We start from the raw sequence: 24,460 nt of genomic DNA, 5'->3' as shown, positions 1-24,460 counted from the left end.
AGTAAATACTGGCGTTGATGTTTCGTTCGTTCGAGGAGGCACTGTGGATCGAAGCCCGCTGAATCCTCTGCTGTCGCGTCGCGTCTTCGGGCTGGGTGGGGCCGCGATGGTGGGGGCCGCTGTCGGTGGGGCGCTGGGTGGGGTGGCGCACGCCGCCGGTCCGCCGTCGGGGGAGTGGGTCGATGTGCCCGTTCCGCCGTTGGCGGGGCGGAGCCATCTGCTCGGTCTCGCTGCGCCGGATCCGTGGCATGTCTTCGCAGGCGGTACGGAGAACGCGTTCGAGCCGGAATCGCGTGCCGTCATGCTGCATCGGTCGCCACGTGGTTGGGCGCGCGTCGCGATGCCTGAGGGGCTGGTCGCCGTCAACGACGTCCGCGCCTGGCACGCCGCAGACGTGTGGGCCCTCGCCGCGGGCCAGAACGCCCAGGAGCGCACGGACCTGCTGCGCTGGAACGGACGCCGCTGGACGACGGTGGCAGGCCCCGCCGGCGAACTGCTCCAGGCCATCGACGTCGACCGGACCGGCGGGCTGTGGGCGACCGGGATCGGTGGGGACGCCACGACGGTGTCGGTGCGGCGGCATGGTCAGTGGACGAACGCCCTCACCCTTCCGCAGCCCTCCGGGCTCAACGCCATCGCAGCCGGGAGCGCCTCGGACGTCTGGGTCGGGGGATATGGCGAGTCGCAGACCGGTCCCACGCCGTTGTGGCACTTCGACGGCACGGACTGGACGCGTACCCCATGGGGCTCGGAATGGGCCCACTGGATCCTGCAGATCGAGTACGTCGCCCCAAACGACGTCTGGTTCTACGCCCTCGAACAGCATCCGTTGTTCCCGCCGCCGACGCTGCACCACTGGAACGGCTCCGGGTTCACCGTGCACAAGCTCCCGAGCCCGTCCGCCTCGGCCGGCGAGGTGCACCCGATGTCCACGGTCGGCTTCCTCGGCTCGATCGCCGCCGACGGGCGGGGCGGCGTCTGGGTGTCCAGCCCGTTCGACCCCGCGCACCTGCTGCACTTCGACGGCGCGTCCTGGACCGGTGTCACGCCGCCCGTCGGGGTGACCGCGTACTCGATGACCCGCGTCCCGCACACCACCACCGTCTGGGCCGGTACCCAGGTCGGCACGGTCTGGCGGCATTCCTGACGCCCCGATGCCCGCGCGCCGACCGGGACTGGTTTGCTTGATCAATGGTCTCTGACGACGATGCGATCGACTACGCGGACGTGGCCCGCGAGCTCGCGAGCATGCTCCATGGCTATCCCAACGGCGACCCCTACGAGCTGCTCGGCTGGATCGCCGCCGAGGTGAGGTCCGGCCCGGGCACCCGGGCCGGACGTGCGATGACCGCCGCGCTCTGGGCGAGCCGCTGGTACGTCAAGTGGCAGGTCACCGATCCCGCCCTGGTCGACGACCTGATCGAGGCCGCCGGACGTGCCGGGACGGTGCTGGAGGCCGCAGGTTGCACGGCGCCCGGGGAGCACGAGCACCCGCAGGTCGACGACGACCCCGAGGCGATGGGCGACGTCGTGGCGCGCATCGGGGATCCGGAGAAGTGGTTCGCCACTGACCCGGACCGCGACCCGGACGACGAGGACGTCGAGGCCTACGCCTGCCCCGGCTTCCTCGCGGAGCTGGCCGCCGAGGCCGAAGAGGCGCTCAGGGACGCGCGGGCGGAGCGCTTCGAGGCCCGGGACACCGCGCACCTGGACGAGCACTTCCTGACCGGGGAGGGCCGCACCGACCTCGACGCGGTGATGACCGACATCGAGCTGCAGAAGTACAGCAGCATCGATCCCACGGCCGAGTCGGCGGCGCTGTGGGCGGCGCGGCGGCTGCTCGGCGACGCGCGTCCCGGGGAACGGGTGTCGCTGGCACTGGCCGTGAGTTACCTGGCGCAGCGCTGCGCCGGGGGAGCCGCCGCCCCCGGCGTGGTCGCCCTCTACCGCGAGGGCCTGCAGACGTTCGATCTCTCGGCGCTCGACCGGCCGTGCCCCCACCCGGAGGCGCATCCCAGGATCAAGCTCCGCGACCTGCCCCGCCTCGCTCGGGCGATGGCGCCGGACTCCGCGCCGGTGGACGACCGCGAAGGATGTCCCCGGCGCATCGCCGCGCATGTCAGGGAGATCATCGACTACACGGGCGGGTACCTGGGTGTCGAAGACGCTCCGGCGGAGGTCTCGGCTTAGGCGGCGACGGCCGACGAAGCTCGGGCGGCTCGGGTCAGCTGTTGAGGGAGGACGCTCGCCGCCGCGGCCTGCGCGAGGGGGCGGCGGCGTGGGAGTTCCCGCGCTGGGAGCCGGAGGCGGCGGGACGCGGCTTGCGGGCCGGGGCGGTGTTCGGGGCGGCGGCGGCGCGGGCCGGCGGGCGGGCGCCGGTGATGCGGGCGAGGTCGGCATCGCCGGGGCGCACGCGGGCGGAACGGGGGGTGATGCCCGCCTTGGCCATCATGTCGTCCATCTCGCGGCGCTGCTCGGGCAGGACGAGGGTGACCACGGTTCCGGCGTTCCCGGCGCGGGCGGTGCGGCCGCCGCGGTGGAGGTAGTCCTTGTGGTCGGCGGGCGGATCGACGTTGACGACCAGGTCGAGCTCGTCGATGTGGATGCCGCGGGCGGCGACGTTGGTGGCGACCAGCACGGTGACGTCCTTGCGGTGGAAGCCGTCCAGCGCGCGGTTGCGCTGCGACTGCGTCTTGCCGCCGTGCATCGCGGCGGCGCTGATCCCGCGGGCGGTCAGCTTGCGGACGAGGCGGTCCGCGGCGTGCTTCTTGCCGACGAACATGATGACGCGGCTCTCGCGGGCCGCGATGTGCACGGTCGTCTCGTGCTTGTCGGTGTCGGTGACGTGCAGCAGGTGGTGCTCCATGGCGGTGACCGCGCCGGCCGGCGGGTCGACCGAGTGGGTGACCGGGTCGCTGAGGAACCGGCGGACGAGCCGGTCGACGCCGCCGTCGAGCGTGGCCGAGAACAGCATCCGCTGCCCGTCGGGCGGCGTCTGCTCCAGGAGCCGGGTGACCTGCGGCAGGAAGCCGAGGTCGGTCATCTGGTCGGCCTCGTCCAGCACCGTGATCCGCACGTCGCCGAGCCGGCAGTCGCCGCGCTCGATCAGGTCGGCGAGCCGCCCGGGCGTGGCGATGAGGACGTCGACGCCCCGTGCGAGCGCGTTCGCCTGGCGCGCGATCGGCAGGCCGCCGACCACGGTGGTCATCCGCAGGTCCACGGCGTCCGCGTACGGTTCGAGCGCGCCGGTGACCTGCTGGGCGAGCTCCCGGGTGGGGACCAGGACCAGGGCGAGGGGACGGCGGGGCTGGGCGCGGTGCCCGGCGGTGCGGGCGAGGAGCGCGAGGCCGAACGTGAGCGTCTTGCCCGACCCGGTGCGTCCCCGGCCGAGGACGTCCCGTCCTGCGAGGGCGTTCGGGAGGGCGGCGGCCTGGATGGGGAACGGCGCGGTCACGCCCTGGCGGCCCAGCGTGTCCAGGAGCGGGGCCGGCAACGGCAGTTCGGCGAACGACGCGACGGCGGGCGCCGCCGGCGTGGCCTGGACCGCGGCCGGAGGCGTGGCCTTGGCGTCGGGCCTTCGCCCGTCCGCCGGACGGCGGGCGGGACGAGGCCGGGAACCTCGGCCGCTCGATCGGGGGGCGCGGGGCATGGTGAAGCCTTCCTTGAGAGCGGTGCGTGTCAGGGAAGTGCTCCGTCATGCGGCAACGCGGACTCGGCAGGAGTCCGGGTGGAGGATTCTCAAGAACGAACCGGGAGCGGTCCAGCGGGGGTTTCCGCCGTGGACCGGGAGAGACGAGGGGCGCGGATCAGGTGCCCGGACAGCATTGCGGTGCGCGGCCCTCGGGACCGCGCACCGCCTACGCCGAGATCAGGCGGGAACGATGTTCTCCGCCTGCAGGCCCTTCTGGCCCTGGGTGATGTCGAACGTCACCTTCTGGCCTTCCTGGAGCTCACGGAAGCCCTGGGCCGCGATGTTGGAGTAGTGGGCGAAGACGTCGGCGCCGCCGCCGTCCTGCTCGATGAAGCCGAAGCCCTTTTCCGCGTTGAACCACTTGACGGTACCGGTGGCCATGATCGTCTCCTTCAGGGTGTGCCCCGTCCGCACACCGTGTGCGGACGAAGACGCCGCGATGGCCCATCCGGAAGATCCAGAAAAAACAAAAGTGCGCCTGAGGTCAGATCCAACAGGCGCACGCACATGTCTATGGGAACCGCAACTGGGAACTACGGTACCACAGGATTCGCCGGGCGGATCAGGGGGGGCGCCTGTCGCGAGAATTTACCAGCCGGTCCGCGAGAAGGCTTCAGGGAACCGCCCGGTACGCGCATAATGAGGTAATGAAACCCACCGGCCCCGCCCGACGGCGACACCTGCCCACCAGCCCCTTCAAACCCCCGCCCGCCGCTCCGCCGGCCAAGGAGTTCACCCTCGACGACCAGGTCACGCACGACAAGTACGGGCTCGGGCGCGTCCTGGAGGTCGAGCCGGGCAACGCCGTCCTGGTCGACTTCGGGACACGGAAAGTAAAGATCCTCTCACCGTTCACGAAGCTTTTCAGGCTCTGAAAGACCGCCGGGGACCCGGCGCGGCACAGCCCGAATCCACGGGGCGGGCGAGCGCCGCCGGCCGGGCCCGGACAGGCCCCCGGAGGCCGATCCCCTAGCGGCGAAGGCGCCGCGGCCGCGTCGGCGTCAGCCCGACGACTGCGGTCGCAGGGTCGACTCGGCGACTCCCGGCGAGGCGCCCGGATGGCGGGCCCCGGCCACCTCGATCAGCCGGGCGGCCATGTCGGAGAACAGGAGCATCTGGCGCGCGGTCGCCGGGCCGAAGGGCTCCGCTCCGACCCGTCCGAGGACGGCGAGCACTCCCCGGGTGGCCTCCCCCGTCTCCAGGGGCAGGATCAGGATGGGACCGGCCGGAAGGCCGGTGAGCGTCTGGTCGGCGGCGATCCGCGCGGACACGGCCCGGCGCGATGTGAACGCCCGGCCGAGCATGGACCGGCCCCGCCGCACCGTCAGCCCGCGTATCCGGTCGCCGCCGGGGCCGTCCGCGACCTCGACCCGCAGCGTGTTGCCGTCCTCGCCGGGCAGGGCGACGAACGCCAGCGGGACGTGCGCCAGTTCCCGGGCGTGCGCCGCCACGAGGGCCAGCATGCCCGGCACGTCGGTCCCCTCCAGGACCACCGCGCTCATCAGCTCGAACGTGGCCGCGAGGCGCCGACGGTCCGCATCGCTCGGTGCGGCTCCGGCGGCGCCCCACCCGATCGATCCCGGGTCGCCCGTCATGTCGTCATCCCGTCCTCCCGCTCCGTCCGGGCCGGGCCGCGTGCTCAGGCCGCGGCCGATCGGATGTGCGCGGCATCGACGGTGGGGCGGACGGCGAAGACCCGGGCCAGGCCGCTGACCCGCAGGAGCCTGACCATGTGCGGGCGGGGAGCGGCGAGGACGAGCGTGACGCCCTCCGGTTCCGCGACGCGGCGGGCGCCGGTGAGCAGAGCAAGCCCGGCCGCGTCACAGAACGTCACCTCGGACAGGTCGATGACCACGAGGGGGCCCGCGTCCCGCAGCGCGGTCTCCAGGGGCCCGCGCAGGGACGGCGCGGAGGCGATGTCGAGATCGCCGGTGATGGTGATGACGGTGTGTTCCGTGAGCGCTTCGCGGCGCAGCCCGGCCTCGGGGGAGGCGGTGCCTGCGGTATGCATCTGGGGCTCCGATCAGGAGTGTGCGTGTGGCCGGGACCGCTCAAAGACCCGTGGACGCCGCACCGCGGCCCTGGTGGGCGGCAGGGCCGGCGCCGAGAACGGGCGTCCGCGTTCGAGAGGGACGGTGGAGCGGCGTCATGCGCGCCGGCCTGTCTGGCCTCAGGGAGACCGATCATCGGAAACCAGGGGGACGCCGGCTTGGCCGCCCGCATCGAGAACCCCTAGCTCACCCAGAGTCTACGCCCTCCGGCCCGACCCCGCCGGAGTCCGGCGACCGCTCCTCTCGCCGGACGGCGACCGGGGCGGCGGGGCCGAGCGGCACCTCGCTGATCAGCTGCGACGCCGGTGGGGCCGCGTCCGCGAGCCTCGATGAGGGCGTGGAGCGCACGGAAGGGGGACGCCGGGCGTACGGGGCCCTCGATCCGGGCAGGGGACGCTCATGAGCGAAGTGTGGATCTCCGCCGCCGAGGGTGACGACCTGATCCGTGCCGACGCGATAGTGATCCTCCGCATGGACAGGACGGGCCGGTTGACCGTGCAGCTCCGGGACGAGGCGAAGGTCAGCGTGACGCTCCTGGAGGGCACGCCGGGCGGAACCCGCCCGCCCGCCGACTTCCACCGCCAGTTGATCCGGCTGGTCGCCGAGCTGGCGGACTCCAGCGGTACGCAACTGGTCCGCGCTCGGCATGAGAACGGCGCGTGGCGCTGGACGAGCGAGAGCCTCTAGGTCTCCCACCCCTGCGCGCGGGTAGTAGGGGCGGAGCCTTTCCGCAGGGTGCGGGGCCACAGCGGCGGACTCTCAGGGCCGGCGGCCCCGGCCTGCCCTCTGCCTGTCCGCGGTGGCCGGGGCACTCTCGGCCGACGGAGGAGAACCAAGACCTGTGATCTACGAAACTCTGTAGTGATCGGAGTAGATTTTCGGATCGGCACCGGGTAGTGTTCCTTCCATCGAAGAGAGACGAATCCATGAGAAGCGGCAGAGGACGAACTGCCGGAGGGTATGGATGACGCCGGCCGGGCGTGCCGGGGCCAGCGCAGTGCAAGGGGCCTCGGCAGCCGGTCGGACCGGTGGCGGGAAAGTCACCGTCAGTAGTGGAGAACAAGAAGTACGCAGTACTGGAACACGTAGTACAGGTAGTGATGTCGAGGAAAGGAGAGATCGGCGCCATCGGGATCGCCCGCAGCAGGCTCCAGTCACGCCGCGCGGGTACCGCAGTTCCCCGGATTGGACGGTGGTCTACGGTCACGCATACGCGATCCCCGCGTCCCCGCCCGCAGTCGGGCGGCCTACGCGGAAGACCGGCTCATCAGAGCCGGTAGGTGGTGTTGTACCTCTGGGCCCCGGCGCCGCAGTATGGCGCCGGGGCCCCCTGCCGTCGCCGCCTGCCGATGCCACGGCAGTACGGAAGGTTTTGTGAAAGCACCCCACATGGCCCAGACCGGCGACCAGCCCGACCAGCCCGACCAGCAGCGACCGCAGGCGGCCGCGCAAGACGACTCCGCCGCGCTCGAAGGCAAGTTCGACGACGAGGACTATCCGGCCTACAGCATGGGCCGCGCCGCCGAGATGCTGGGCGTGACCCCGGCGTTCCTGCGCAGCCTGGACACCTCCCGGCTGATCGTTCCGCAGCGCTCGTCCGGCGGGCATCGGCGCTACTCCCGCTACCAGCTGCGCCTGGCGCAGCGCGCCCGCGATCTGGTCGACCAGGGCACCGCCCTGGAGGCGGCCTGCCGCATCATCATCCTCGAAGACCAACTCGCCGAGGCCCAGCGCATCAACGCCCGACTGCGGCAGGACCGTTCGGAAGGCGGGACGTCCCGTCCGCCTGGTCAGTGAAGGCGCCCGCCGAGATCCCGCCGTTCTTGTGCGGGGCGTCAGGGGAGGCGGGTGAAGCGGTGGGCGGCATAGGACAGGGCGGCTGTCGTCAGGGCGGCCATCAGGGCGCATTCGAGGAGGAGCGGCGGGTGCCAGGAGCCCAGGGCCAGCGGTTGGAACAGGTGGTGCGGGGCGTCCGGTAGGTAGGCCGTGATGGTGCGGCGCATCACGTCGACGGCGTAGGTCAGCGGGTTCGCCAGTGCCAGGGCCTTCATCCAGACGGGCATCGCGCTCAGCGGGAAGAACGCGCCGGACAGGAACACCATCGGGGCCATGATCACGGTCAGGACGGTGCCGAAGGTCTGCGGGCGGCGCAGGATGGTCGACAGCAGGACGCTCAGGACGGTCATGGCCAGTGAGACCAGGACCAGTTCGCCCAGCAGGAGGGCGATCAGGACGCCGTCGAGGGGGACGCCGACCGGGGCGGCGGTGGCGAGGAGGATGGCGGCCTGGCAGGTGGCCACCGTGGTGCCGCCGAGGCATTTGCCGATCAGCAGGGACGCGCGGCTGACGGGGCCCGCGAGCATCTCGCGCAGGAAGCCGCCCTGCCGGTCCCACATGATCGAGGTGCCGGTGGCGAGCGCGGGTCCCTGCGCGGCCGTCACCAGCGCGCCCGAGAAGAGGAAGAGCTGGTAGGCGTCACCGTTGGGCCCGGGCATCAGGTTCGACAGGCCGATGCCGAGGATGAACAGGAAGATCAGCGGCTGCACGAGGGAGATGGCGGCTCCGACGCGGTCCCGCCGGAAGTGCAGCATCTCGCGCCGCCACACCATCCCCATGGCGCGCAGTTCGGCCCGGAGCCCGCCCTTGCCCGGCTCGGACGCCGACGGGACCCGCATCGGGCAGGCGGACGGCTCGGGTGGGGCCTCGTCGCGGATCCGGTGCCCGGTGTGGTGCAGGAAGACGTCGTCCAGGCTGGGCGGGGTGACCCGCGCCTCGTACACGGGGACGTCGAGCTCGGTGAGCAGCCGGGGCAGCACCCGTGCCCCCTCGGGGACCTGGAAACGAAGCCCGTGGCGGTCGCGGGTCACCTCCAGGCCGAGGCGCTCGGCGATCAGCTGCGCCGCGGTCGCGTCGTCGCCGGTGCGCAGCTCCACCCGGTCGGCGCCGAGGACCGACTTCAGCTCGGCGGGGCTGCCCTGCGCGACGATCCGGCCCGCGTCGATGATCGCGATGCGGTCGCACTGCTCGGCCTCTTCGAGGTGGTGGGTGGTCAGGAAGAGGGTGACGGACTCGGTCTCGCACACGTGCCGCAGGTGGCGCCAGACCTGGGCGCGGGCGTTCGGGTCGAGCCCGATCGTCGGCTCGTCCAGGAAGAGGATCTGCGGGCGGTGCAGCAGCGCGCGGGCGATCTCCAGGCGGCGGCGCATTCCGCCGGAGAAGGTGTGCACGACGCGGTCGCGGCAGCCGGTCAGCCCTACCAGGGCGAGCGTCTCCTCGACGCGCGCCTCCACCTGGCCGGACGGGACGTTGTACAAATCGGCGTGGAACCTCAGGTTCTCGGCCGCGGTCAGCTGGACGTCCAGGGTGGACTCCTGGAAGATCAGCCCGATGCGGCGGCGTGCCGCGGCGGAATCGGTCCGCGTGTCGTGGCCGGCGATCTCGATCCGGCCGGACGTCGGGACCGCCAGCGTGCACAGCATCGCGATCGTGGTGGTCTTGCCCGCCCCGTTGGGCCCGAGGAATCCGAAGCTCTCGCCGGGCGGGATCGTCAGGTCGAGCCCGGCCACCGCCTCGACGCCGGGGTACCGCTTGCGCAGCCCGACCGCCCTGATCGCGGGCGTCGCCCCGGCGGGTGCGACCGCGCCGGGCCCGGCGGGCGCGGCGGTGGCGGGACGCGCCGTCACGACCGGCCCGCGATGGCGCCGAGCCAGGTGTCGGGGACGTGGCAGCCGAAGCTCCACCGGTGCCGGGGGGTGGGGTTGACGATGCAGTGCCAGAACAGCCGGTCCGGGTCCTGCTCCACCTTGAAGAAGCGCGCCAGTTTCGGGCGTTCCCGCAGGGTGACCAGCTCGTCGGTCTCCGGGTGCTGGTACCGGAAGAACGAGGTGTGCTCGGCGTCGGGGAACCCCTCGTCGAAGTCGATCAGGTACATGCGCCAGCCCGGCTGGTCCTCGTTGGTGTGCCACAGCCGGTAGCTGGACGGCGGGTACCACAGGTTGCCGGACAGCCGGACCTCGCCGCCGAAGACCTTCTCCAGCGCGTCGACCAGCCGGATCTTGGCCGCGTAGTAGGCCTCGTAGTCCGCGTGGTCGGTGTGGGAGTCCAGGTTGACGAGGTGGAAGTCGCGCCTGCGCCGGGTGGCCGGCGCCGCGCGCCACCGGTGGTACTCCGCGCCGTTCGGGGCCAGCGACGTGGAGCGCAGGTCGTCCGCGCGGAACTCGGCGTCGAACTCCGCGAGGTCGACCGTGGACGGCTTGATCTTCAGCGCCGGCAGTTGTTCGAGGACGGCGTCGAACCCGGGAAGGTCCGCCATGTCGTACTCGTAGTGGTAGAACGCGGTCGGTTCGGCCGTGGCGGGCGCGGGTGCCTGCGGGCCGGACGCCGCCTTCTCGGACGCCGCTCTGGGCGCGGCCTCGGAGAAGTCCGGCGAGGACGACGCAGCCGCGAGGTCCCGGGCGTCGAACAGGTAGCCGTGCGCCCGGCCGAGGCGGATCATCTCCGCGACCGCGGTCATGGCCTTCATCTGCTGCCTGATCCCGGTGTCGCGGAGGGCGTACCGCAGGAACGCCGCGCAGGATTCGACGGACATGGGGGAGATCACTCCTCAGATCGACGCGGGCGGAGGGTCCAGGAGGAGCGCCGAGGGGACCCGCTCCGGATGGGCCAGCCGCAGGAAGTGCATTCCGAAGCCGGACATGCCGAGCATCAGCCCGGGGAAGAACCCGGTGGCGGACGCGGGCGGAGCGTCCTCCAGGTTGCGCCACTGCGCCTGCACCTGGACGTTGGCCTCCAGGCGGAACGCGGGCTCGTCCGCCAGCAGCGCGAACCGCAGGAACAGTTCGGCGTTGCCGGACCGGCCATGGCACAGCGAGTCGTTCATCAGGCGCGGGAAGTTGCGCATCGTCGCCGTCAGCGCGCTCCTGGCCTCGGTCAGCACCGAGTCGTCGTCCTTGCCGAGCGCCGCCCAGCTCTGGATGCGGCTCAGCCCGATGCCCGCCGCGCCGTTGCACCAGGCGTTGGCGTAGTGGCGTCCCTCCCAGAGCATCCCGCCGGGGAACTCGCGCAGGTCGTACCAGTCCTGCGCGCTCTGGTCGAAGTGGAGGGCCTCGTAGGCGAAGGCCCGCCGTCCGGCCGAGACGTACTCGGCGCGGTCGGTGAGCCGGCCCAGCGTGATCAGTGCCCAGCCGACGCCGCCGGCGCCGTGGGACAGGCCGGTCAGGTTGGCTCCGGAAGCACCGAGGTCGGAGCCGGGCCAGGACAGGGCGTCGCCCTCGGCCTCCGCGCGGCACAGCAGATGCGCGGCGCAGTGGTGCGCCTGCTCCAGGCCTCGTCCGTCCGCGACGCCGGCCAGGCCGATCATCACCGGGATGAGCCCGGCGGCGCCGTGGAAGACGTCCAGGTGGCGGTCGCCGTCGATGCGTCCGGCCAGCTCGTCGCCCAGTTCGAGGGCGCGGTCGAGCAGGGCGCGCTCACCCCAGAGGCGGTACAGGTGCGTGAGGACGTAGACCATGCCGCCGAGCCCCGTGAAGGCCCCGATGCGCTGCCGTTCCCAGGTGGCGACGGCGTGGTCCAGCGCCCGCCGAGCCGCCGCGCGGAACTCGGGACGCGGGTCGAGGGCGTCGAGGTAGGCCAGGAACAGGGCGATGCCGCCCGAGCCGTTGTAGAGGTCGCCCTCGATGTCGACCTCGTTCCGCCCGTCGGGGGCGATCACGAAGGACGTCCAGGGGGCGGGCGCGTCCGGTGCGCGGAGCATCGCGCAGAGCTGCTCCCCGAGCGCGGCCGCGCGCTCGACGCACGTCTCGGCGAAGTCGGCGCTCGTGACGTCGCCGCCGGACAGCCCGGCGGCGATGTACTGGCGCTGCTGCGCGCGGTTCCGCGCGGACAGGCCCCTGATCCGGGACGCGGCGTGGTCGAGCGGGCTCGTCTCCAGATCCGCCCCGACCCGGGACACGTGGTCGTGGACGAGCGCGGTGCCGCCCGCCTCGACGCTGAACAGCGGAACGTCCCGGCGCCACATCGACGCGACCTCCCAGCCGGGGAGGGCCGCGTCCTGGTCCCACTTGCGCGGGAAGGTGCGGACGGTCTCGATCAGCAGGTCGGCCTCCAGCGGCTCCAGCAGGCACCGCGGGTGCAGGGCCGCCGCGAGCAGCTGCGAGTAGACCTGGGTGCTCCAGTTGACGAAGCGGACGCCCGAACCGGAGAACAGCTCGCGGACGCAGGCGATCGCCTCGTCGGGCCGCCGCCGGAACCACTCGTAGACCCGGTCGAAACCGGTCCCGATGGCGTCGACGAACTCCTCGGCGTGCGTCAGCTCCTCGCCGACGAAGATCCGGTTGGCGGCCCCCGGGTCGACCCGCACTCCTTCGCGGTAGCTGACGGACGACGCGAAGGACTGCAGGCGGTCGACCTGCGGCACCGGCATCGGCATCTCGTAACCGCCGCCGCCGGTGTACCCGCTGATCCGCATCTCGCCCTCGGGTGCCGCGCCGCTCCTCGGCCACTCGATCAGTCCGGTCCTGAAGACCGAGTCCATCAGCGTCCCCGACGGGCGCGGCCACCCCTTGGGCAGGGCTCCGAGCACCGTCTCGCAGTCGCAGATGAAGGCGTGGCCGTCCGCGATGAGGACGTTCTCGAAGTGCAGGTCGCCGCCGCCCAGCACATAGAAGATCGCCAGGTAGCCGCCGAGTTCGGCGTAGACGCGCTCGGCCTCCTCCCGGGTGGCGACCCGGTTGCGTCCCGGCGGGATCAGCGCCTCGAAGCCGTAGCCGTCCCTCCGGAGCACGGCCCGCTCGGCATAGTCGAGGACGCCGTCGGCGCGCAGCCGCGCCAGCAGCCCCTGGAACCCGGCCTCGCCCTCCAGGCCGCGGGGCTTGTAGACCACGGACTCCTGCGCGCCGTCCGCGAGCTCGACCTCGACGATCGCGACGCTGCGGCCCCCGGCGTGGTGGTCGGAACGGCCGAGCCGCGCGGTCCGCACCGCCGCGACGGGCCGCCCGAAGAACGACTCGGACAGCTCGGCGGCGTCGTCGCGGAGCCTGCCGACCATCTGGGCGCCGTGCTCGGCGAGCTGCCCGGTCGTCTGGGCGAGCCAGCGGCCGAGCAGGGGGAACTCCAGGTAGAAGCGGTGATAGGCGTCGGTGTCGGCGAACGTCTTGTCGAGGTAGGCGAGGTAGTCGTCGTGGGTCGCGCTCGCCGGGTCGATCCCGTGCAGCCGGCAGTGCACCTTCGCGTCGGTCTCCACCGCCCAGGCCAGCGCCAGCTCGAACCGGTCGAGCAGGTAGGCCTGGAAGTCGGCCACCAGCCGGGAGTCGACGCGGACCGCGGGCCCGCCGCCGTCGATCGCGCTGGTCAGCCGGCGGCCGAGCTCCACCAGGAAGGGCTCGCAGGCGGTGGCGAGCCGGCCGTGGTAGACCTCGTCCGAGCGCCAGTCCGCCGCCGCGAACGCCTCGTCGCCGGGGTCGAACCCGTCCAGCGTCTCCCGGTAGACCGGCAGCCAGCCTCGGTGGAGGTCCGCCAGCATCCGGCCCAGACGGCCTTCGGGGTCGGTGAGGCCGAGCTCGTGCGCGCGATAGGCCCGCAGGGTCTCGCGCAGCGACTCTTCCGTGTGCCGCTCCGACCGGGGGCTGGTCTCCGCGCCGAACTTGGCGGCCAGCTTGGCGGCCAGCCGGTCGATCCTCCAGGCGTCGAAGGCCTCCAGCGGCTCCGCGCCGGACGGCGGGCCGAGGGCGGACACGATCTGGATCCGCTCGGACAGGTTCGCGGCCCGGGCCGCGAGGTCCACGGGAAAGGTCGGCTTCACGCGGGCGGGCTCCTCGCCTGTGGGACAGTCTCGCCTGTGGGGGAAGGTCGGAGGTGATGGGCCGATGGCTTCGGCCCATCGGTGTTCCGCGCGCCCGGCGCGAGGCCGGGCGCTAACGCGGAGGCGCTACTTGGTGCTGCCGTCGCACGCGAAGGTGAACGGCCCCGAGCTGCACGTGGACGCGCAGGCGTAGGCGTCGACGGCGGCGACGCCCTCGGTCCAGTAGCCCAGCGAGGCGGTGTCGGGCTGCGCGACGGCGGCGGGGACGGCGGCGGCGGGCACACCGAACCGTCCCGCTCCGGCGAGCAGTTCCGTGCGGACGTCGGCGTCGGCGGCGGCGTGCCGCAGAATCGTGCTGGGTGACATTTCTTCCTCCTGGTTCGTTGCTGTTCACTCGACCGTTCGAGGCGCCAGCCTGATGCCGAGTCTGCGCTCGGCCTCCTGGAGCTCTTCGACGGCGATGTCCATGCTCGGCTTGTCGTTCTGCCAGTCGATCAACTCCCTTTCCTCGGGGGAAATGCCGACCCGAGTCCAGAAGAACTCGAGCCAGGTCTTGGTGGCCTGCGGGTGGAGATCGTGAATCGGCTCGACACCGTCCGGGAACTCCTCGTTGCTGACGTCGAGCGCGAGCCTGAGCATCTCGCGCGCCTTTCCGTCCGGCGGCAGCACCGAGCACAGGACCATCAGGAACTGGATCTGGCGGACGGTCTCGATGCCCTTGTGCTTCGTCAGGTCGCTGGGTGGCTTCGGGCCAGACCTCACGGCTCACCTCCTTGCGCTCCCGGCCGCCGGCGCGCCATTCTTCGTCGCGATTCGGCGGCCCGCGGGACGGACGTCAGGAAACTCTGTGTACGCAATCTTTCACGCAGAGTGACCATAACAAGGGGTGCCGGGCCGGTCAATGGAAGAAAGCCGGCGCACCGACCCGTCGATATCGGGAGAACGAAGCAATTCGACGACCGATTGAAACCTTCTCGCCCGCTATGCGAGTACCCCACCTGACCGCCACGGCCAGCTTTCAGTTCCCCCCGGGCACCCTTCCGCATCCCGGTGCCTCGTCCATCGGGGAGGTCCACCGGCGGCGCGCACACCCGATCGGCGGAATGGAGGAAAGTCCGCCGCCTCCGGAGCGATGGGGGCGACCGTCAGCGCGGCTGATACGCCCTGGGCAGCCGCATGCCGCGATCGGCCATGATCTGGCGGACGCGGTCGGGGCAGTCGGCGATGACCGTCGAAGAGAACGGGGACGACGGTCTGCTCTTACGTGCGGCCGGCGGGCTCGTCCGTGAAGTGGTGAGTGGTGCCCGCGGCCCAGCCGGGGTCGCCTTGGCGGACGAAGCCGGTCCAGTGGCGGCGTACCTCGCGGACGAGGCCGGCCGGCGGGGCGCCGTCGAGCATGGGCGCGTCACGCCAGGCACCCGGGGTGCCGAGGACGAAAGGCAGGTCGATGCAGTGGCACGCGCCGTAGGGGCTGTGCGGTGGGTGCCAGTCGAAGCGGTAGAGCCAGGGCGCGGCGCCGTTGCCGGTGAGTGACTCCGCCAGGCGGAGCGTGGGTTCACGGAACATCTGGTCGGTGGCGAGGTCGATGGCGATCCGGGCGGCCGTCCGGCCTTCCGGCGCCGCGCGGCCGGGGTCGCCGAACCAGTGGGCGGCGATGCGCGCGAGTTCGTCGGGACCGAGCGCCGCCACCTGGTCGTCGAGGGCGTAGAACGCCGCCGCCTCATCGCGCGTGGTGCCCATCATCAGCTGGACGCCGCCCGCGGCGCGCCGGCCGACCTCTGCCACCGGGTCGGCCGCCACCAGGTCGCCGTCGGCGACGAGCTGGAACGGCGGCACGGCACTGAGCGGTGCGGCGGTGCGGCGGGCCACGGCGCCGTGGGCGGCCAGCAGGCCGGAGACGGGGAGGTCCACGAGCCGTGCGGCCTGTCCGGGTTCGACGCCGAGTTCGTCCAGCAGGAGGGCACCGGTCCGTTCGGCCTCGTCCGGCGAATCGGGGAGCATGCCCGCGGGCGTGCTCTGCAGGATCGCGCGCCCGAACAGCCCGTGGGCACGACCACCGGACAGCAGCGCCAGGATCGACTGGGCGCCCGCCGACTGGCCGGCCACCGTCACCTTGCCTGGATCACCGCCGAAGGCGGCGACGTTGTCGCGTACCCAGCGGAGCGCGGCGAGCTGGTCGAGCAGTCCCAGGTTCCCCTCGCTCAGCCCGGGGAGGCGCAGGAAGCCGAGCACGCCCAAGCGGTAGTTGAGGGTCACGACCACCAGGTCTCCCTGAGCGGCCAGTTCCCCCCCGCCGTACCAGTCCAGCCCGCCCGAGCCGCTGGTGAAGCCGCCGCCGTGCAGGAAGACGAGCACCGGATGGCCATCGCCGGGAGGCGCCCACACGTTCAGTGTCAGGCACTTCTCCTCCGACTGGGCGGCCTGGAAGCCGCCCATCACGCGTTCGAGGCGGGACGCGGGTTGCGGGGCGGCCGGACCCGGTGCGGAGGCGTTCCGCACCCCGGGCCAGGGCCGCACCGGCCCGGGTGCGGCGAAGCGGTCGGCACGGGCGTAGGGAATGCCGCGGAACGCGGTGAGCGGCCCCTCGGAGACGCCGCGCACCCGGCCCGCGGCCATTTCGACGATCATCGGGCGGTGAAGGTCAAGCCCGCGCCGCCGGCGTCCCGGGCGGAGACGAAGAACCCGCCGCCGACCGTTCGGGTGGCGGTCCCGCCGTTCTCGACGAGCGTGCGCGCGGCGGCGAGGTCGTCGACCGCGATGGTCATGGCGGCCGGATAGGACGCGGCCGGGACGGGCTCTCCGGGCAGTGCCCGTTCCGCGTCCGAGGCGCGGACGAGTTCGAGGCGGCCCTCCGCCAGCTCCACCACCGTGAGATGCCCCCGTCGCACGGGCGAGGTCTGCAGGATGGCGGCGTACCGGGACACGACCGCGTCGAGACCGGCGTCGTCGACCACGATCAGTACCGCCTCCAGAGCCCGCGCGCCGTTGGGGTGGCGCAGGTAGCGCGGCTGGTGCACGTACTCGCGGGTGAGGTGCTGGGCGATTCCGACGTAGCCCTCGGGCGTCGAACGCGGGTCGAGGTGCACGGCGCGGGCGCGCATGGTGCGGGTCCCCTCCTCGGTGTCGACGTCGCGTTCCAGGTCCAGGACGCCGGAGGTGCGCAGCCCGGCGCCGGTCAGCCGCCGGTCCGCCGCCTCCGCGTCGTCGGTGTCGAAGTTGAGCAGCCGGAACCCCTCGTACTGGTCGACCATCGCCTTGGTATGCCAGGGGTCGGGCGCGGATTCGTCCACGATGCCCAGCAGTTCGATGTAGGCCCCGCCGAAGAGGGCGCACCGGTTGGCGGTGCAGCCGGGAACCGGTGGCTTCCCGGGGCGCTCGTTCAGCAGGTGCCGGGAGCGGGGGCTCAGGGTGAAGCCGAGCGAGATGTAGGTGCGCTCCAGCAAGCCGAGATCGCGGACGACGATGCCGGTGTGGTGGAGACCATGGATGTCGTGGGTCATGCGCCGATGCTGCGGCACCCGTCCGGGCCACGTCACCGGAGAGCACCCCGAACGCCGTGATCCGACACCGACGTACGATCTTCTGGTGGATTCGGCCACGCTCGGGCAGCTCGACCTGCAGTTGCTGCATGCGCTCCATCTCGACGGGCGCGCCCCGTTCAGCCGGATCGCCGAGGTCCTCGGCGTCTCCGACCGCACGGCCGCCCGCCGTTTCGCACGGCTGCGCGCCACCGGCACGGCCCGGGTGACGGCCGTCGTCGACGGCCGCGGCGCCGGCCACGCCGAGTGGCTCGTCCGGCTCCGCGTGCCGCCCCCCGACGCCGCCGGCCTGGCCCGGGAACTGGCGCGGCGCTCCGACACCGCCTGGGTGACCGTGCTGTCGAGCGGAACCGAGATCGCCTTCATCGTCCGTGCTCCCGCCGGACGCGCAGCCCCGCTGGCGGGGCTGGCCCGCCACCCGCGCATCCTCGGCGTGGAGGCGTACCGGCTGCTGCGCCACCTGATGGAGCACCGCTGGCTCGGCCGGACGTCGGCGCTCACCGGCGAGCAGGTCTGCGCGCTCCGTCCGCCGCCCGGCGGCGCCGCCACCCCGATCGCCCTGAACGATCTCGACCGCCGGCTGCTCCCCGTCCTGGCCGCCGACGGCCGCGCCGCCTATCCGAGACTGGCCGGCCACGTCGGCTGGTCGGAGTCGGCGGTCCGCCGGCGGCTGGAGGAACTGCGCCGCTCCGGCACGCTCCGCTTCGATGTCGAGGTCGACCCCGTGCTGCTGGGTTTCCCGGCCCAGTGCCTGATCTGGCTGACCGTCACTCCGTCCCGGCTCGCCGACACCGCCCGAGCGCTGGCCGCCGACCCTGAGGCGGCCTTCGTCGGCGCGGTCACCGGTCCGCACAATCTCCTGGCCATCGCCGTCTGCCGGGACGAGGACGCCCTGTACACCTACCTCAGTGACCGGATCGGATCTCTGGACGGCGTCGAACGCGTGGAAACCGCTCCGATCACCTCTTACGTCAAACGCGTCGCCCCGCCCATCTGAGGCCCCCTGCGCCGGGGGAACCCGGGCGCCCCGGGACTCGAAAACCCCTGATGTGTCGTCACGGCGCGCGTCCCCGCGCGGCCCTTCCGGATCAGTCGCGCGGAGTGGCCGTGGAGAGGCTCGCGGCGGTGTCGGCGAGGGCGCTGATGGCGGCGTTCTGGCGGGCGGTGACCCAGATGAGGCCGATCGGGATATCGGGCAGATCGCGGATGGCGATGAGGTCGAGGTCGTGGCGGTGGGCCAGGAGGGGGGTGAAGATGTCGGCGCTCAGGTGGACGATGTGGCCGCGCGCGACCGCGGCCACCGCCGCGCCGTAGGCGTCGCCTTCACCGAGGTCGTAGGTGCGGTGGATCGGTTCGCCCAAGGGGGTCGCGGGCGGCACGAAGTGGTCGAAGAGAGCGCGGGGGAGCCGGGGCGGTCGTGCCACGGTCCTGCGGCCCGCGAGGTCTTCGATCGACAGCGACGGCCTGCCCGCCAGTGGGTCGCCGGCCGCGACGACCAGGACCCGGGCGGTGTGATGGATCGCCGGGCCCGTGGTCAGGTCGGGTTCTTCGACGGGGTCGACGATGAGATAGGAGATCAGGACGTCGACCTCGTCGCGGCGGAGCGGTTCGTAGGGATCGACGTACGGGACGTTCGTCAGGGATATCTGGATTCCGGGGTGGCGGGCCTCATGCGCGCGGACCAGGCGGCTGAGCGGCTCCCCGCCAACGGAGAGAAAGAAACCAATGCGGAGCGGCTGCGCCGTGTCACGGGCTCGGGCGCGAGCATTCTGCAGGGCCTCCGTCAGAAGACGGTAAGCGGGCTCGGCCTCATGGCGAAATCGGCGGCCCAAAGGCGTGAGGCGGACCTGGCGGCTGGTGCGTTCGAACAATCGGCCGCCCAGATGGCTTTCCAGGGCGGCGACGGCCCGGCTCACCTGCGGCTGGGTGAGATGGAGCCGGTCGGCGGTATGGCCGAAATGCAGCTCCTCGGCCAGCGCCAAGAACACTTCTATCTGCCGCAGGTCCGTCAATCGATGCCTCCGGGCAGAGTCGGCCACGATCCATGCGGTGACGACATCGATCGTTGCATATATCGGTGTTGATGGTCGAACCCGCCATCGATCACGCTCGTGGAAACCCCATGCCGGCGCGGACGAGTCGATGGCCGGCGCGGCCCGAAGGGATCCGGATGACGGCCACCGGCACATCGGATATGACGGGTGGGAGAACGATCGATATCGGGGGTGAGTTGCGGCTGTCGCAGCCTTCCGGCCGGTGGGCGATCGCGGCGACCGCGCTCGGGGCGGGGCTGGTGCTGCTGGAGACGACGGTGCTCAATGTCGCGCTGCCCGCGATCGCGCGCGACCTGGGCACCGGCATGGCCGGCATGCAGTGGACGGTGAACGCGTTCGCGCTGGCGTTGGCCGGTCTGGTCCTCTTCGGCGGCGCGCTCGGGGACCGCTACGGGCGGCGGCGGGCCTACCTGGCCGGCCTCGGTCTGTTCGCGCTCGCCTCGCTGCTGGGCGGGCTGGCCCCGGCCATCGGCTGGCTGATCGCCGCGCGGGCGCTGCAGGGCGTCGGCGGTGCGCTGCTCGTTCCCGGGTCGCTGGCACTCGTCCAGGCGGCCTTCCACCGCGATGACCGGGCGCGGGCGGTCGGCGCGTGGTCGGGCATGAGCGGGATGGCCGGGGCGGCCGGGCCGCTGCTCGGCGGCGCCGTGGTCGATGCGGCGGGCTGGCGGTGGGTGTTCTGGATCAACGTCCCGGTCGCCGTCGCGGTGGCGGCGGCCGTGAGCCGCCACGTACCCGAGACGCGAGACGAGGGGGCGGTGCGCGGCCGTCTGGACGTGGCCGGTGCCGCGCTGGCGGCGATCGGCCTCGCCGGCGTCACCTACGGCCTCACCGACACCTCGGGCGGCGGGCTCCTTCCCGAGGCCGCCGCCGTGCTCGGCGTTCTCGCAATGATCGCTTTCGTGCTGGTCGAGCGGCGCGCCGAGGCGCCGATGCTGCCGCCGGCCCTGTTGTCGCACCGGCGGTTCGGCGCGGCGAACGCGGCTTCGTTCTGCATCTACGGCGCGGTGGCCGGGATGTTCTTCCTCGTGCCGATCCAACTGCAGATCACCAGCGGCTACTCCCCGCTCGCCGCCGGGCTGGCGTTGCTGCCGATCACCGTCGTCGTGCTCGTGCTGTCACCCCACGCGGGCACCCTCGTCACCCGTTTCGGCCCGCGGGCGCCGCTCACCGTCGGCGCGGTCGTCTGCACGGCAGCGGCGTTGCTGGCGGTGCGCATCGGCCCGGACGCCTCCTACCTGCCCGACGTCCTGCCGGCCGTCGTCGCCGCCGGCCTGGGCATCTCGGCGATCACCACTCCCGTCAGCATCGCGGTGCTGTCCGCCGTCCCCGACAGCCGCGCCGGCATCGCCAGCGCGGTCAACAACGCGGTCGCCCGCGCCGCGGGCCTCCTGGTCATCGCCGCGCTGCCGCTGCTGGCGAACCTGCCCGAGGACGCCACCCACAGTCCGCGGGCCCTCGGCCACGGGTTCACCGTGGGCATGGTCGCGTGCGCCGGGCTCTTCCTCCTCGGCGCCGCCGCGTCCTGGTACGGGATCGGCCGCCCCGACGCGCCCGCCCGGTCGGCCCGCCATCGGCACTGCGCTCTCACCACACCGATGGTGGAACCGCCCTCTAACTGCTAGCTCTGGGCGGGACGAGCAGCGCCTGTCAGCAGCGGCCGAGGAAGGCGGGCCGGAGCGAGCTGACCTTGTAGCCGAACTGGCCGGTGTTGCCCTTGGCGCCCGCCAGCGGTTCGCGGGGGTACTTGCGGCCTTCGCCCTTGAAACGGGCGTCGGAGTACATGCACCAGGTCTTGCCGGTGCGGTTCCAGAAGGACAGGGCGTGGTCGTTGAGGCCGCCGCCGAGCTCACTGAGGTCGCGCGCGACCTTGGCATAGGAGCCCCGCGAGCCGTGGGCGTTGGGGAGGCGCCAGATGCACATCCGGCCCTGGGGGCAGTCGGCCCAGGAGCGAAGGGCCGCCGGCGACGCGGTGTTCGGGGCGCTGGGCGTGCTCGCCGAGGCGATGGACGGGGCCTGGACGAGCGCGGTCCCGGCGGCCAGGACCAGGACGGCCGGGGTCGTTCGGATCGACGGCATCTGCGATCTGCCTCCCATGCTCTCTTCGTATCGAGTTGATTACTTTCCGTAGTCGGTTCGCAGTGTAACCCCGCCCGCGCTGGGGCTTCCAGCCGCTGAACGCGTCCGCCTCCTCCGCGCGACGGGGTCCGGTGGTTGCAAGATCGCCCGGACTCCGGACGGTGATCTGTAGCGTGGTGCCGCGGTGCCCTGTTCGGCGGCATCGCCGACGCCGTCGAGACCCGGCCGTCCGCCGGCCGGTTCGACAAGCATCGTTGACCTGGGAAGAAGACCTGCCCTGATGGCCGTCGACATGAGCGGGGCGAGCCCGCACCGCGAGGCCATGGGATGAAGGAGCGGCCGTGAAGTCGCGGAAGAAGGGCGCCGAGATGGTTCGCGCGCGAGGCGGCTGGTGGGCCGCGGCCGCGCTGGTCACCGTCTTGCTGCTGGCCACGCTGCTCGGCGGGGGGCGGGTCGGTCTCGCCGTCGCGGCCACCGACGGCAGCGCCTGGCTGTGGAGCCGGACGGCGGGCGAGGTGGACCGGGTCAACCCCGACAGCGGACGGGTGGAGCAGCGCCGCGAGGTGAGGGACGCCCGCGGCCACCGGGTGCAGGTCACCCAGAACGACAAGTTCCTGCTCATCCACGACCTGGACACCGGTCGCGTGTCGTCGCTAGACCTGAACGGCCTGGGCTTCTCGGGACGGCTGGACATCGGCACCCGAGGTGATCCGCACCTGGCGATGGGCTCCGACGGGGCCGCGCTGGTCGAGCGCACGTCCGGCGCGGTGCGCGCGCTGGATCCGGCCACGCTGCGCCCCGTGGGCCCGGTCCTGCAACTGCCCGGACCGCTGGTCGGCGGCGAGTTCGACGACGCCGGCCAGCTCTGGGTGGCCGTGCCCCGGCAGGGCACCGTCATCGCCGTGAAGGTCACCGCCCAGGGCCCCACCGTCGTCCGTACGGCCGAGGCCGCCCCGCCCGACCACGATCTGACGATGACCGTGCTGGACGAGGGCGCGCTCGTGGTCGACCGCGGCGGGCGCGAGCTGGTGGTCGCGGCGGGCGGGGAGACCCGCCGGGTCACGGCCCCGGTGTCGCTCGCCGGCGCGATGGTGCCGGCGCGCACCCACGGCGCGCTGGCCGCGGTCACGGTCCCCGGCGCGGGCTCGGTGGTCACGCTGGGCGACGTGCGCAAGGGCGGCCCGGTCCGGTCGTTCCCCCTGACCGATCCCGTCCAGGAGCCCGCCGTGCCGTTCGCCGGCAAGGTGTACCTGCCCGTGCGGGAGACCGGGCAGGTCCGGGTCTTCGAGCCGGCGGGGCGGCAGACCGGCATGCTGACCATGCCGGCGGGGCGCGGAGACATGGAGCTCCAGGTCCGCGAGGGCAACCTGTTCGTCAACGCGCCGGGCAGCACGGACGCCCTGGTCGTCGGCGGTGACGGAGTGGCCCGCAAGGTCGGCAAGTACCCGGGCGGGCCGGGGCGGGGCGGAGAGCGCCCGGACAAGCCGGGCGGCGGGGCGAGCAGCCCGCCTCCGGTACCGGCACCGCCCGGCGATCCGGTCTTCCCGTACCCGCTCGACCCGAGGCCCTCTCCCAAGACCCCCGAGACGCCACCGTCCAGCAGACCCGGAACGCCCCCTCCGGCCGGCCGTACGGAAGCGCCTCGGCCTCCGGCGACGCCCGGCTCGCGCACCCCGTCGCCTCGGCTGCCCTCACGGACGCCCACGACGGCCCCCACGACGAAGTCGCCCACCAGGACCACGTCGCCCACGAGCCGGCCGACGACGCCCAGGCCGACCACGCCCAGGCCGACGACGCCCAGGCCCTCCACGCCTAGGCCGACGACGCCCAGGCCGACCACGCCCAGGCCGACCACGCCGAAGCCGACCACGCCCAAGCCCACCCCGACCAAGCCGAAGCCCACTCAGACCAGCAACCCGTACACACCGGCGCAGGTCTGCAACGCGACCGCGGGCGGCAACTACAAGGTCCAGCGGTCGTCGTCGTTCACGGGCGGGCGGATCTACCAGCTCTACAGCGCCACCACCAAGAAGAACTGCGCGGTCACGATGAAGACCGCGGACATCGGCAAGGGCACCAACGTCTGGGTCCGCCTCCAGAGCCAGACGGGCGGCAAGGTCGCCTCCGACAACGGCACGTTCAAGTACTACGCCGGACCGGTCTTCGTCCAGGCGCCGGGCGACTGCGTCCGGTACTCGGGCGGCGCGTCCGGCGCCAGCGCCTCGGCCGGCTGGGCCAACTGCGGCTAAGAAGGGTAATGAGTGAGCACCACGACCGCGACGTCCGCGCTGCCTGACGAGGAGGCGCTGCTGGCCGCCGCCGCCTTCGAGCGGATGGCCTCCGGCATCCAGTCGGCGGCACGCTGCGACCCCGCCACGGTGCGCCTGATCCTCACCGCGTTCGCCGCGGGCGGGCACGTCCTGCTGGAGGACCTGCCCGGCATGGGCAAGACGACCATGGCGCGCGCCCTGGCGGCGGTGACCGGCGGGAAGATCGGCCGCGTGCAGTGCACCCCCGACCTGCTGCCGTCCGACGTCACCGGAGTGACGATCTTCAATGAGCGGAGCCGCGAGTTCGAGTTCCATCCGGGCCCGGTGTTCGCCAACGTCGTCATCGTGGACGAGGTCAACCGGACCTCGCCGAAGACGCAGTCGGCGCTGCTCGAGGTGATGCAGGAAGGCCAGATCACCGTGGACGGGCAGGCGCACCCGGTGCCGCGTCCGTTCCTCGTGGTGGCGACGCAGAACCCCATCGACCTGGAGGGGACGTTCCCGCTGCCCGAGGCGCAGCTCGACCGCTTCCTGATGCGGCTGTCGCTGGGATACCCGGGGGAGGAGGCGGAGCTGTCGCTGCTGCGCGGCTCGGCCTTGGCCGATCCCGAGGACCTGGCCCCGGTGCTGATCGGCGAGGAGATGGCGCGGCTCGGCGCGGCCGCCGACCGGGTCGCGGTCGCCGATTCCGTCCACCAGTACGTCCTGCGGCTGGCCCAGCGCACCCGGCGGCATCCGCACCTGCGGGCCGGTGTCTCCCTGCGGGGCTCCATCGCGCTGTGCCGGACGGCGCGGATCTACGCGCTGGCCGACGGCCGGGGGTATGTCACCCCGGACGACGTCAAGGCCCTGGCGGGGCCGGTCTGGGCGCATCGGCTGGTGCCGCTCTCGGGCGCCGCCGGCGCGGCGGAGACCGCGGAGCTGCTGGACGGCGTCCTGGCCGAAGTCCCCGTCCCGGCCGCGCAGGGGAACGGCTAGGCC

22 protein-coding genes are annotated in these 24,460 nt (G+C 72.6%); 9 read left to right on the top strand and 13 right to left on the bottom strand.

Annotated features, from left to right (window positions below; translation table 11 throughout):
* The first annotated feature begins 340 nt into the window (after positions 1-340).
* Positions 341-1,147, top strand: a complete 807-nt coding sequence (locus BJ999_RS39670; RefSeq protein WP_179837977.1) for a hypothetical protein — start codon at positions 341-343, stop codon at positions 1,145-1,147.
* 44 nt (positions 1,148-1,191) lie between these two features.
* Complete coding sequence (locus tag BJ999_RS39665) at positions 1,192-2,190, top strand: hypothetical protein (RefSeq protein WP_179837976.1); 999 nt, start codon at positions 1,192-1,194, stop codon at positions 2,188-2,190.
* 34 nt (positions 2,191-2,224) lie between these two features.
* On the opposite strand, the gene BJ999_RS39660 is transcribed toward BJ999_RS39665, so the two are convergent.
* Entirely contained in the window at positions 2,225-3,649 is a 1,425-nt protein-coding gene (locus BJ999_RS39660) for a DEAD/DEAH box helicase (RefSeq protein WP_179837975.1), read from the bottom strand.
* Between the two features lie 219 nt (positions 3,650-3,868).
* On the bottom strand, positions 3,869-4,072 hold the full coding sequence (locus BJ999_RS39655) for a cold-shock protein (protein WP_179837974.1): 204 nt from the start codon (positions 4,070-4,072) through the stop codon (positions 3,869-3,871).
* Positions 4,073-4,338: 266 nt separating this feature from the next.
* Between BJ999_RS39655 and BJ999_RS39650 the strand changes: the two genes are divergently transcribed.
* Complete coding sequence (locus tag BJ999_RS39650) at positions 4,339-4,566, top strand: hypothetical protein (protein ID WP_179837973.1); 228 nt, start codon at positions 4,339-4,341, stop codon at positions 4,564-4,566.
* A gap of 126 nt (positions 4,567-4,692) precedes the next feature.
* Here BJ999_RS39650 and BJ999_RS39645 read toward each other — a convergent pair whose 3' ends face one another.
* Positions 4,693-5,286, bottom strand: coding sequence for a GAF domain-containing protein (locus BJ999_RS39645; protein ID WP_179837972.1), 594 nt, complete (start codon positions 5,284-5,286; stop codon positions 4,693-4,695).
* Positions 5,287-5,330: 44 nt separating this feature from the next.
* Positions 5,331-5,702 (bottom strand): STAS domain-containing protein, encoded by a 372-nt coding sequence (locus BJ999_RS39640; RefSeq protein WP_179837971.1) that lies wholly within the window; start codon positions 5,700-5,702, stop codon positions 5,331-5,333.
* 439 nt (positions 5,703-6,141) lie between these two features.
* Here BJ999_RS39640 and BJ999_RS39635 point away from each other — a divergent pair, with 439 nt between their 5' ends.
* A complete protein-coding gene (locus BJ999_RS39635; RefSeq protein ID WP_179837970.1) occupies positions 6,142-6,429 on the top strand; it encodes a hypothetical protein in 288 nt (95 codons plus the stop codon).
* 822 nt (positions 6,430-7,251) lie between these two features.
* Positions 7,252-7,539 carry a MerR family transcriptional regulator gene (locus BJ999_RS39630; RefSeq protein WP_229810083.1) on the top strand — a complete coding sequence of 96 codons (288 nt, stop codon included), beginning with the start codon at positions 7,252-7,254 and terminating at the stop codon, positions 7,537-7,539.
* A gap of 38 nt (positions 7,540-7,577) precedes the next feature.
* Here BJ999_RS39630 and BJ999_RS43900 read toward each other — a convergent pair whose 3' ends face one another.
* From BJ999_RS43900 to BJ999_RS39590, 7 genes are all read right to left on the bottom strand, one after another.
* A complete protein-coding gene (locus BJ999_RS43900) occupies positions 7,578-9,425 on the bottom strand; it encodes an ATP-binding cassette domain-containing protein (RefSeq protein WP_308427175.1) in 1,848 nt (615 codons plus the stop codon).
* Positions 9,422-10,330: a Nif11-like leader peptide family natural product precursor gene (locus BJ999_RS39615; protein ID WP_179837969.1), complete on the bottom strand. Its 909-nt coding sequence runs from the start codon at positions 10,328-10,330 to the stop codon at positions 9,422-9,424. The genes BJ999_RS43900 and BJ999_RS39615 overlap by 4 nt, the downstream gene beginning before the upstream one ends.
* Positions 10,331-10,345: 15 nt before the next feature.
* Positions 10,346-13,540: a type 2 lanthipeptide synthetase LanM family protein gene (locus tag BJ999_RS39610; protein WP_179837968.1), complete on the bottom strand. Its 3,195-nt coding sequence runs from the start codon at positions 13,538-13,540 to the stop codon at positions 10,346-10,348.
* A gap of 126 nt (positions 13,541-13,666) precedes the next feature.
* Positions 13,667-13,906 carry a cinnamycin family lantibiotic gene (locus BJ999_RS39605; protein WP_089310450.1) on the bottom strand — a complete coding sequence of 80 codons (240 nt, stop codon included), beginning with the start codon at positions 13,904-13,906 and terminating at the stop codon, positions 13,667-13,669.
* Between the two features lie 24 nt (positions 13,907-13,930).
* Positions 13,931-14,302 (bottom strand): DurN family substrate-assisted peptide maturase, encoded by a 372-nt coding sequence (locus BJ999_RS39600; RefSeq protein ID WP_179837967.1) that lies wholly within the window; start codon positions 14,300-14,302, stop codon positions 13,931-13,933.
* 498 nt (positions 14,303-14,800) lie between these two features.
* Complete coding sequence (locus BJ999_RS39595) at positions 14,801-16,168, bottom strand: carboxylesterase/lipase family protein (RefSeq protein WP_179837966.1); 1,368 nt, start codon at positions 16,166-16,168, stop codon at positions 14,801-14,803.
* The gene (locus BJ999_RS39590) at positions 16,165-17,040 is read right to left on the bottom strand and encodes a VOC family protein (protein ID WP_179837965.1); all 876 of its coding nucleotides are present in this window, start codon (positions 17,038-17,040) and stop codon (positions 16,165-16,167) included. Before BJ999_RS39590 ends, BJ999_RS39595 begins: the two co-directional genes overlap by 4 nt.
* A gap of 85 nt (positions 17,041-17,125) precedes the next feature.
* On the opposite strand from BJ999_RS39590, the gene BJ999_RS39585 reads away from it, so the two are divergent.
* Positions 17,126-18,076 carry an AsnC family transcriptional regulator gene (locus BJ999_RS39585; RefSeq protein WP_179837964.1) on the top strand — a complete coding sequence of 317 codons (951 nt, stop codon included), beginning with the start codon at positions 17,126-17,128 and terminating at the stop codon, positions 18,074-18,076.
* Positions 18,077-18,167: 91 nt separating this feature from the next.
* Here the strand turns inward: BJ999_RS39585 and BJ999_RS39580 are convergent, their stop codons facing one another.
* Entirely contained in the window at positions 18,168-19,091 is a 924-nt protein-coding gene (locus tag BJ999_RS39580; protein ID WP_179837963.1) for a LysR family transcriptional regulator, read from the bottom strand.
* A gap of 218 nt (positions 19,092-19,309) precedes the next feature.
* Between BJ999_RS39580 and BJ999_RS39575 the strand changes: the two genes are divergently transcribed.
* Entirely contained in the window at positions 19,310-20,755 is a 1,446-nt protein-coding gene (locus BJ999_RS39575; RefSeq protein ID WP_179837962.1) for an MFS transporter, read from the top strand.
* 25 nt (positions 20,756-20,780) lie between these two features.
* Here the strand turns inward: BJ999_RS39575 and BJ999_RS39570 are convergent, their stop codons facing one another.
* Positions 20,781-21,209, bottom strand: a complete 429-nt coding sequence (locus BJ999_RS39570; protein ID WP_179837961.1) for a peptidase inhibitor family I36 protein — start codon at positions 21,207-21,209, stop codon at positions 20,781-20,783.
* A 341-nt stretch (positions 21,210-21,550) separates the two neighbouring features.
* Between BJ999_RS39570 and BJ999_RS39565 the strand changes: the two genes are divergently transcribed.
* Complete coding sequence (locus BJ999_RS39565; protein ID WP_179837960.1) at positions 21,551-23,458, top strand: NHL repeat-containing protein; 1,908 nt, start codon at positions 21,551-21,553, stop codon at positions 23,456-23,458.
* Between the two features lie 12 nt (positions 23,459-23,470).
* A complete protein-coding gene (locus BJ999_RS39560; RefSeq protein ID WP_229810022.1) occupies positions 23,471-24,457 on the top strand; it encodes an AAA family ATPase in 987 nt (328 codons plus the stop codon).
* Positions 24,458-24,460 lie beyond the last annotated feature (3 nt).

This window comes from Actinomadura citrea (assembly GCF_013409045.1).
In the GTDB taxonomy this organism is placed as follows: Bacteria; Actinomycetota; Actinomycetes; order Streptosporangiales; family Streptosporangiaceae; genus Spirillospora; species Spirillospora citrea.
The sequence above is the reverse complement of the archived record's forward strand: the minus strand, read 5'-3'. Positions and strand labels throughout refer to the sequence as shown.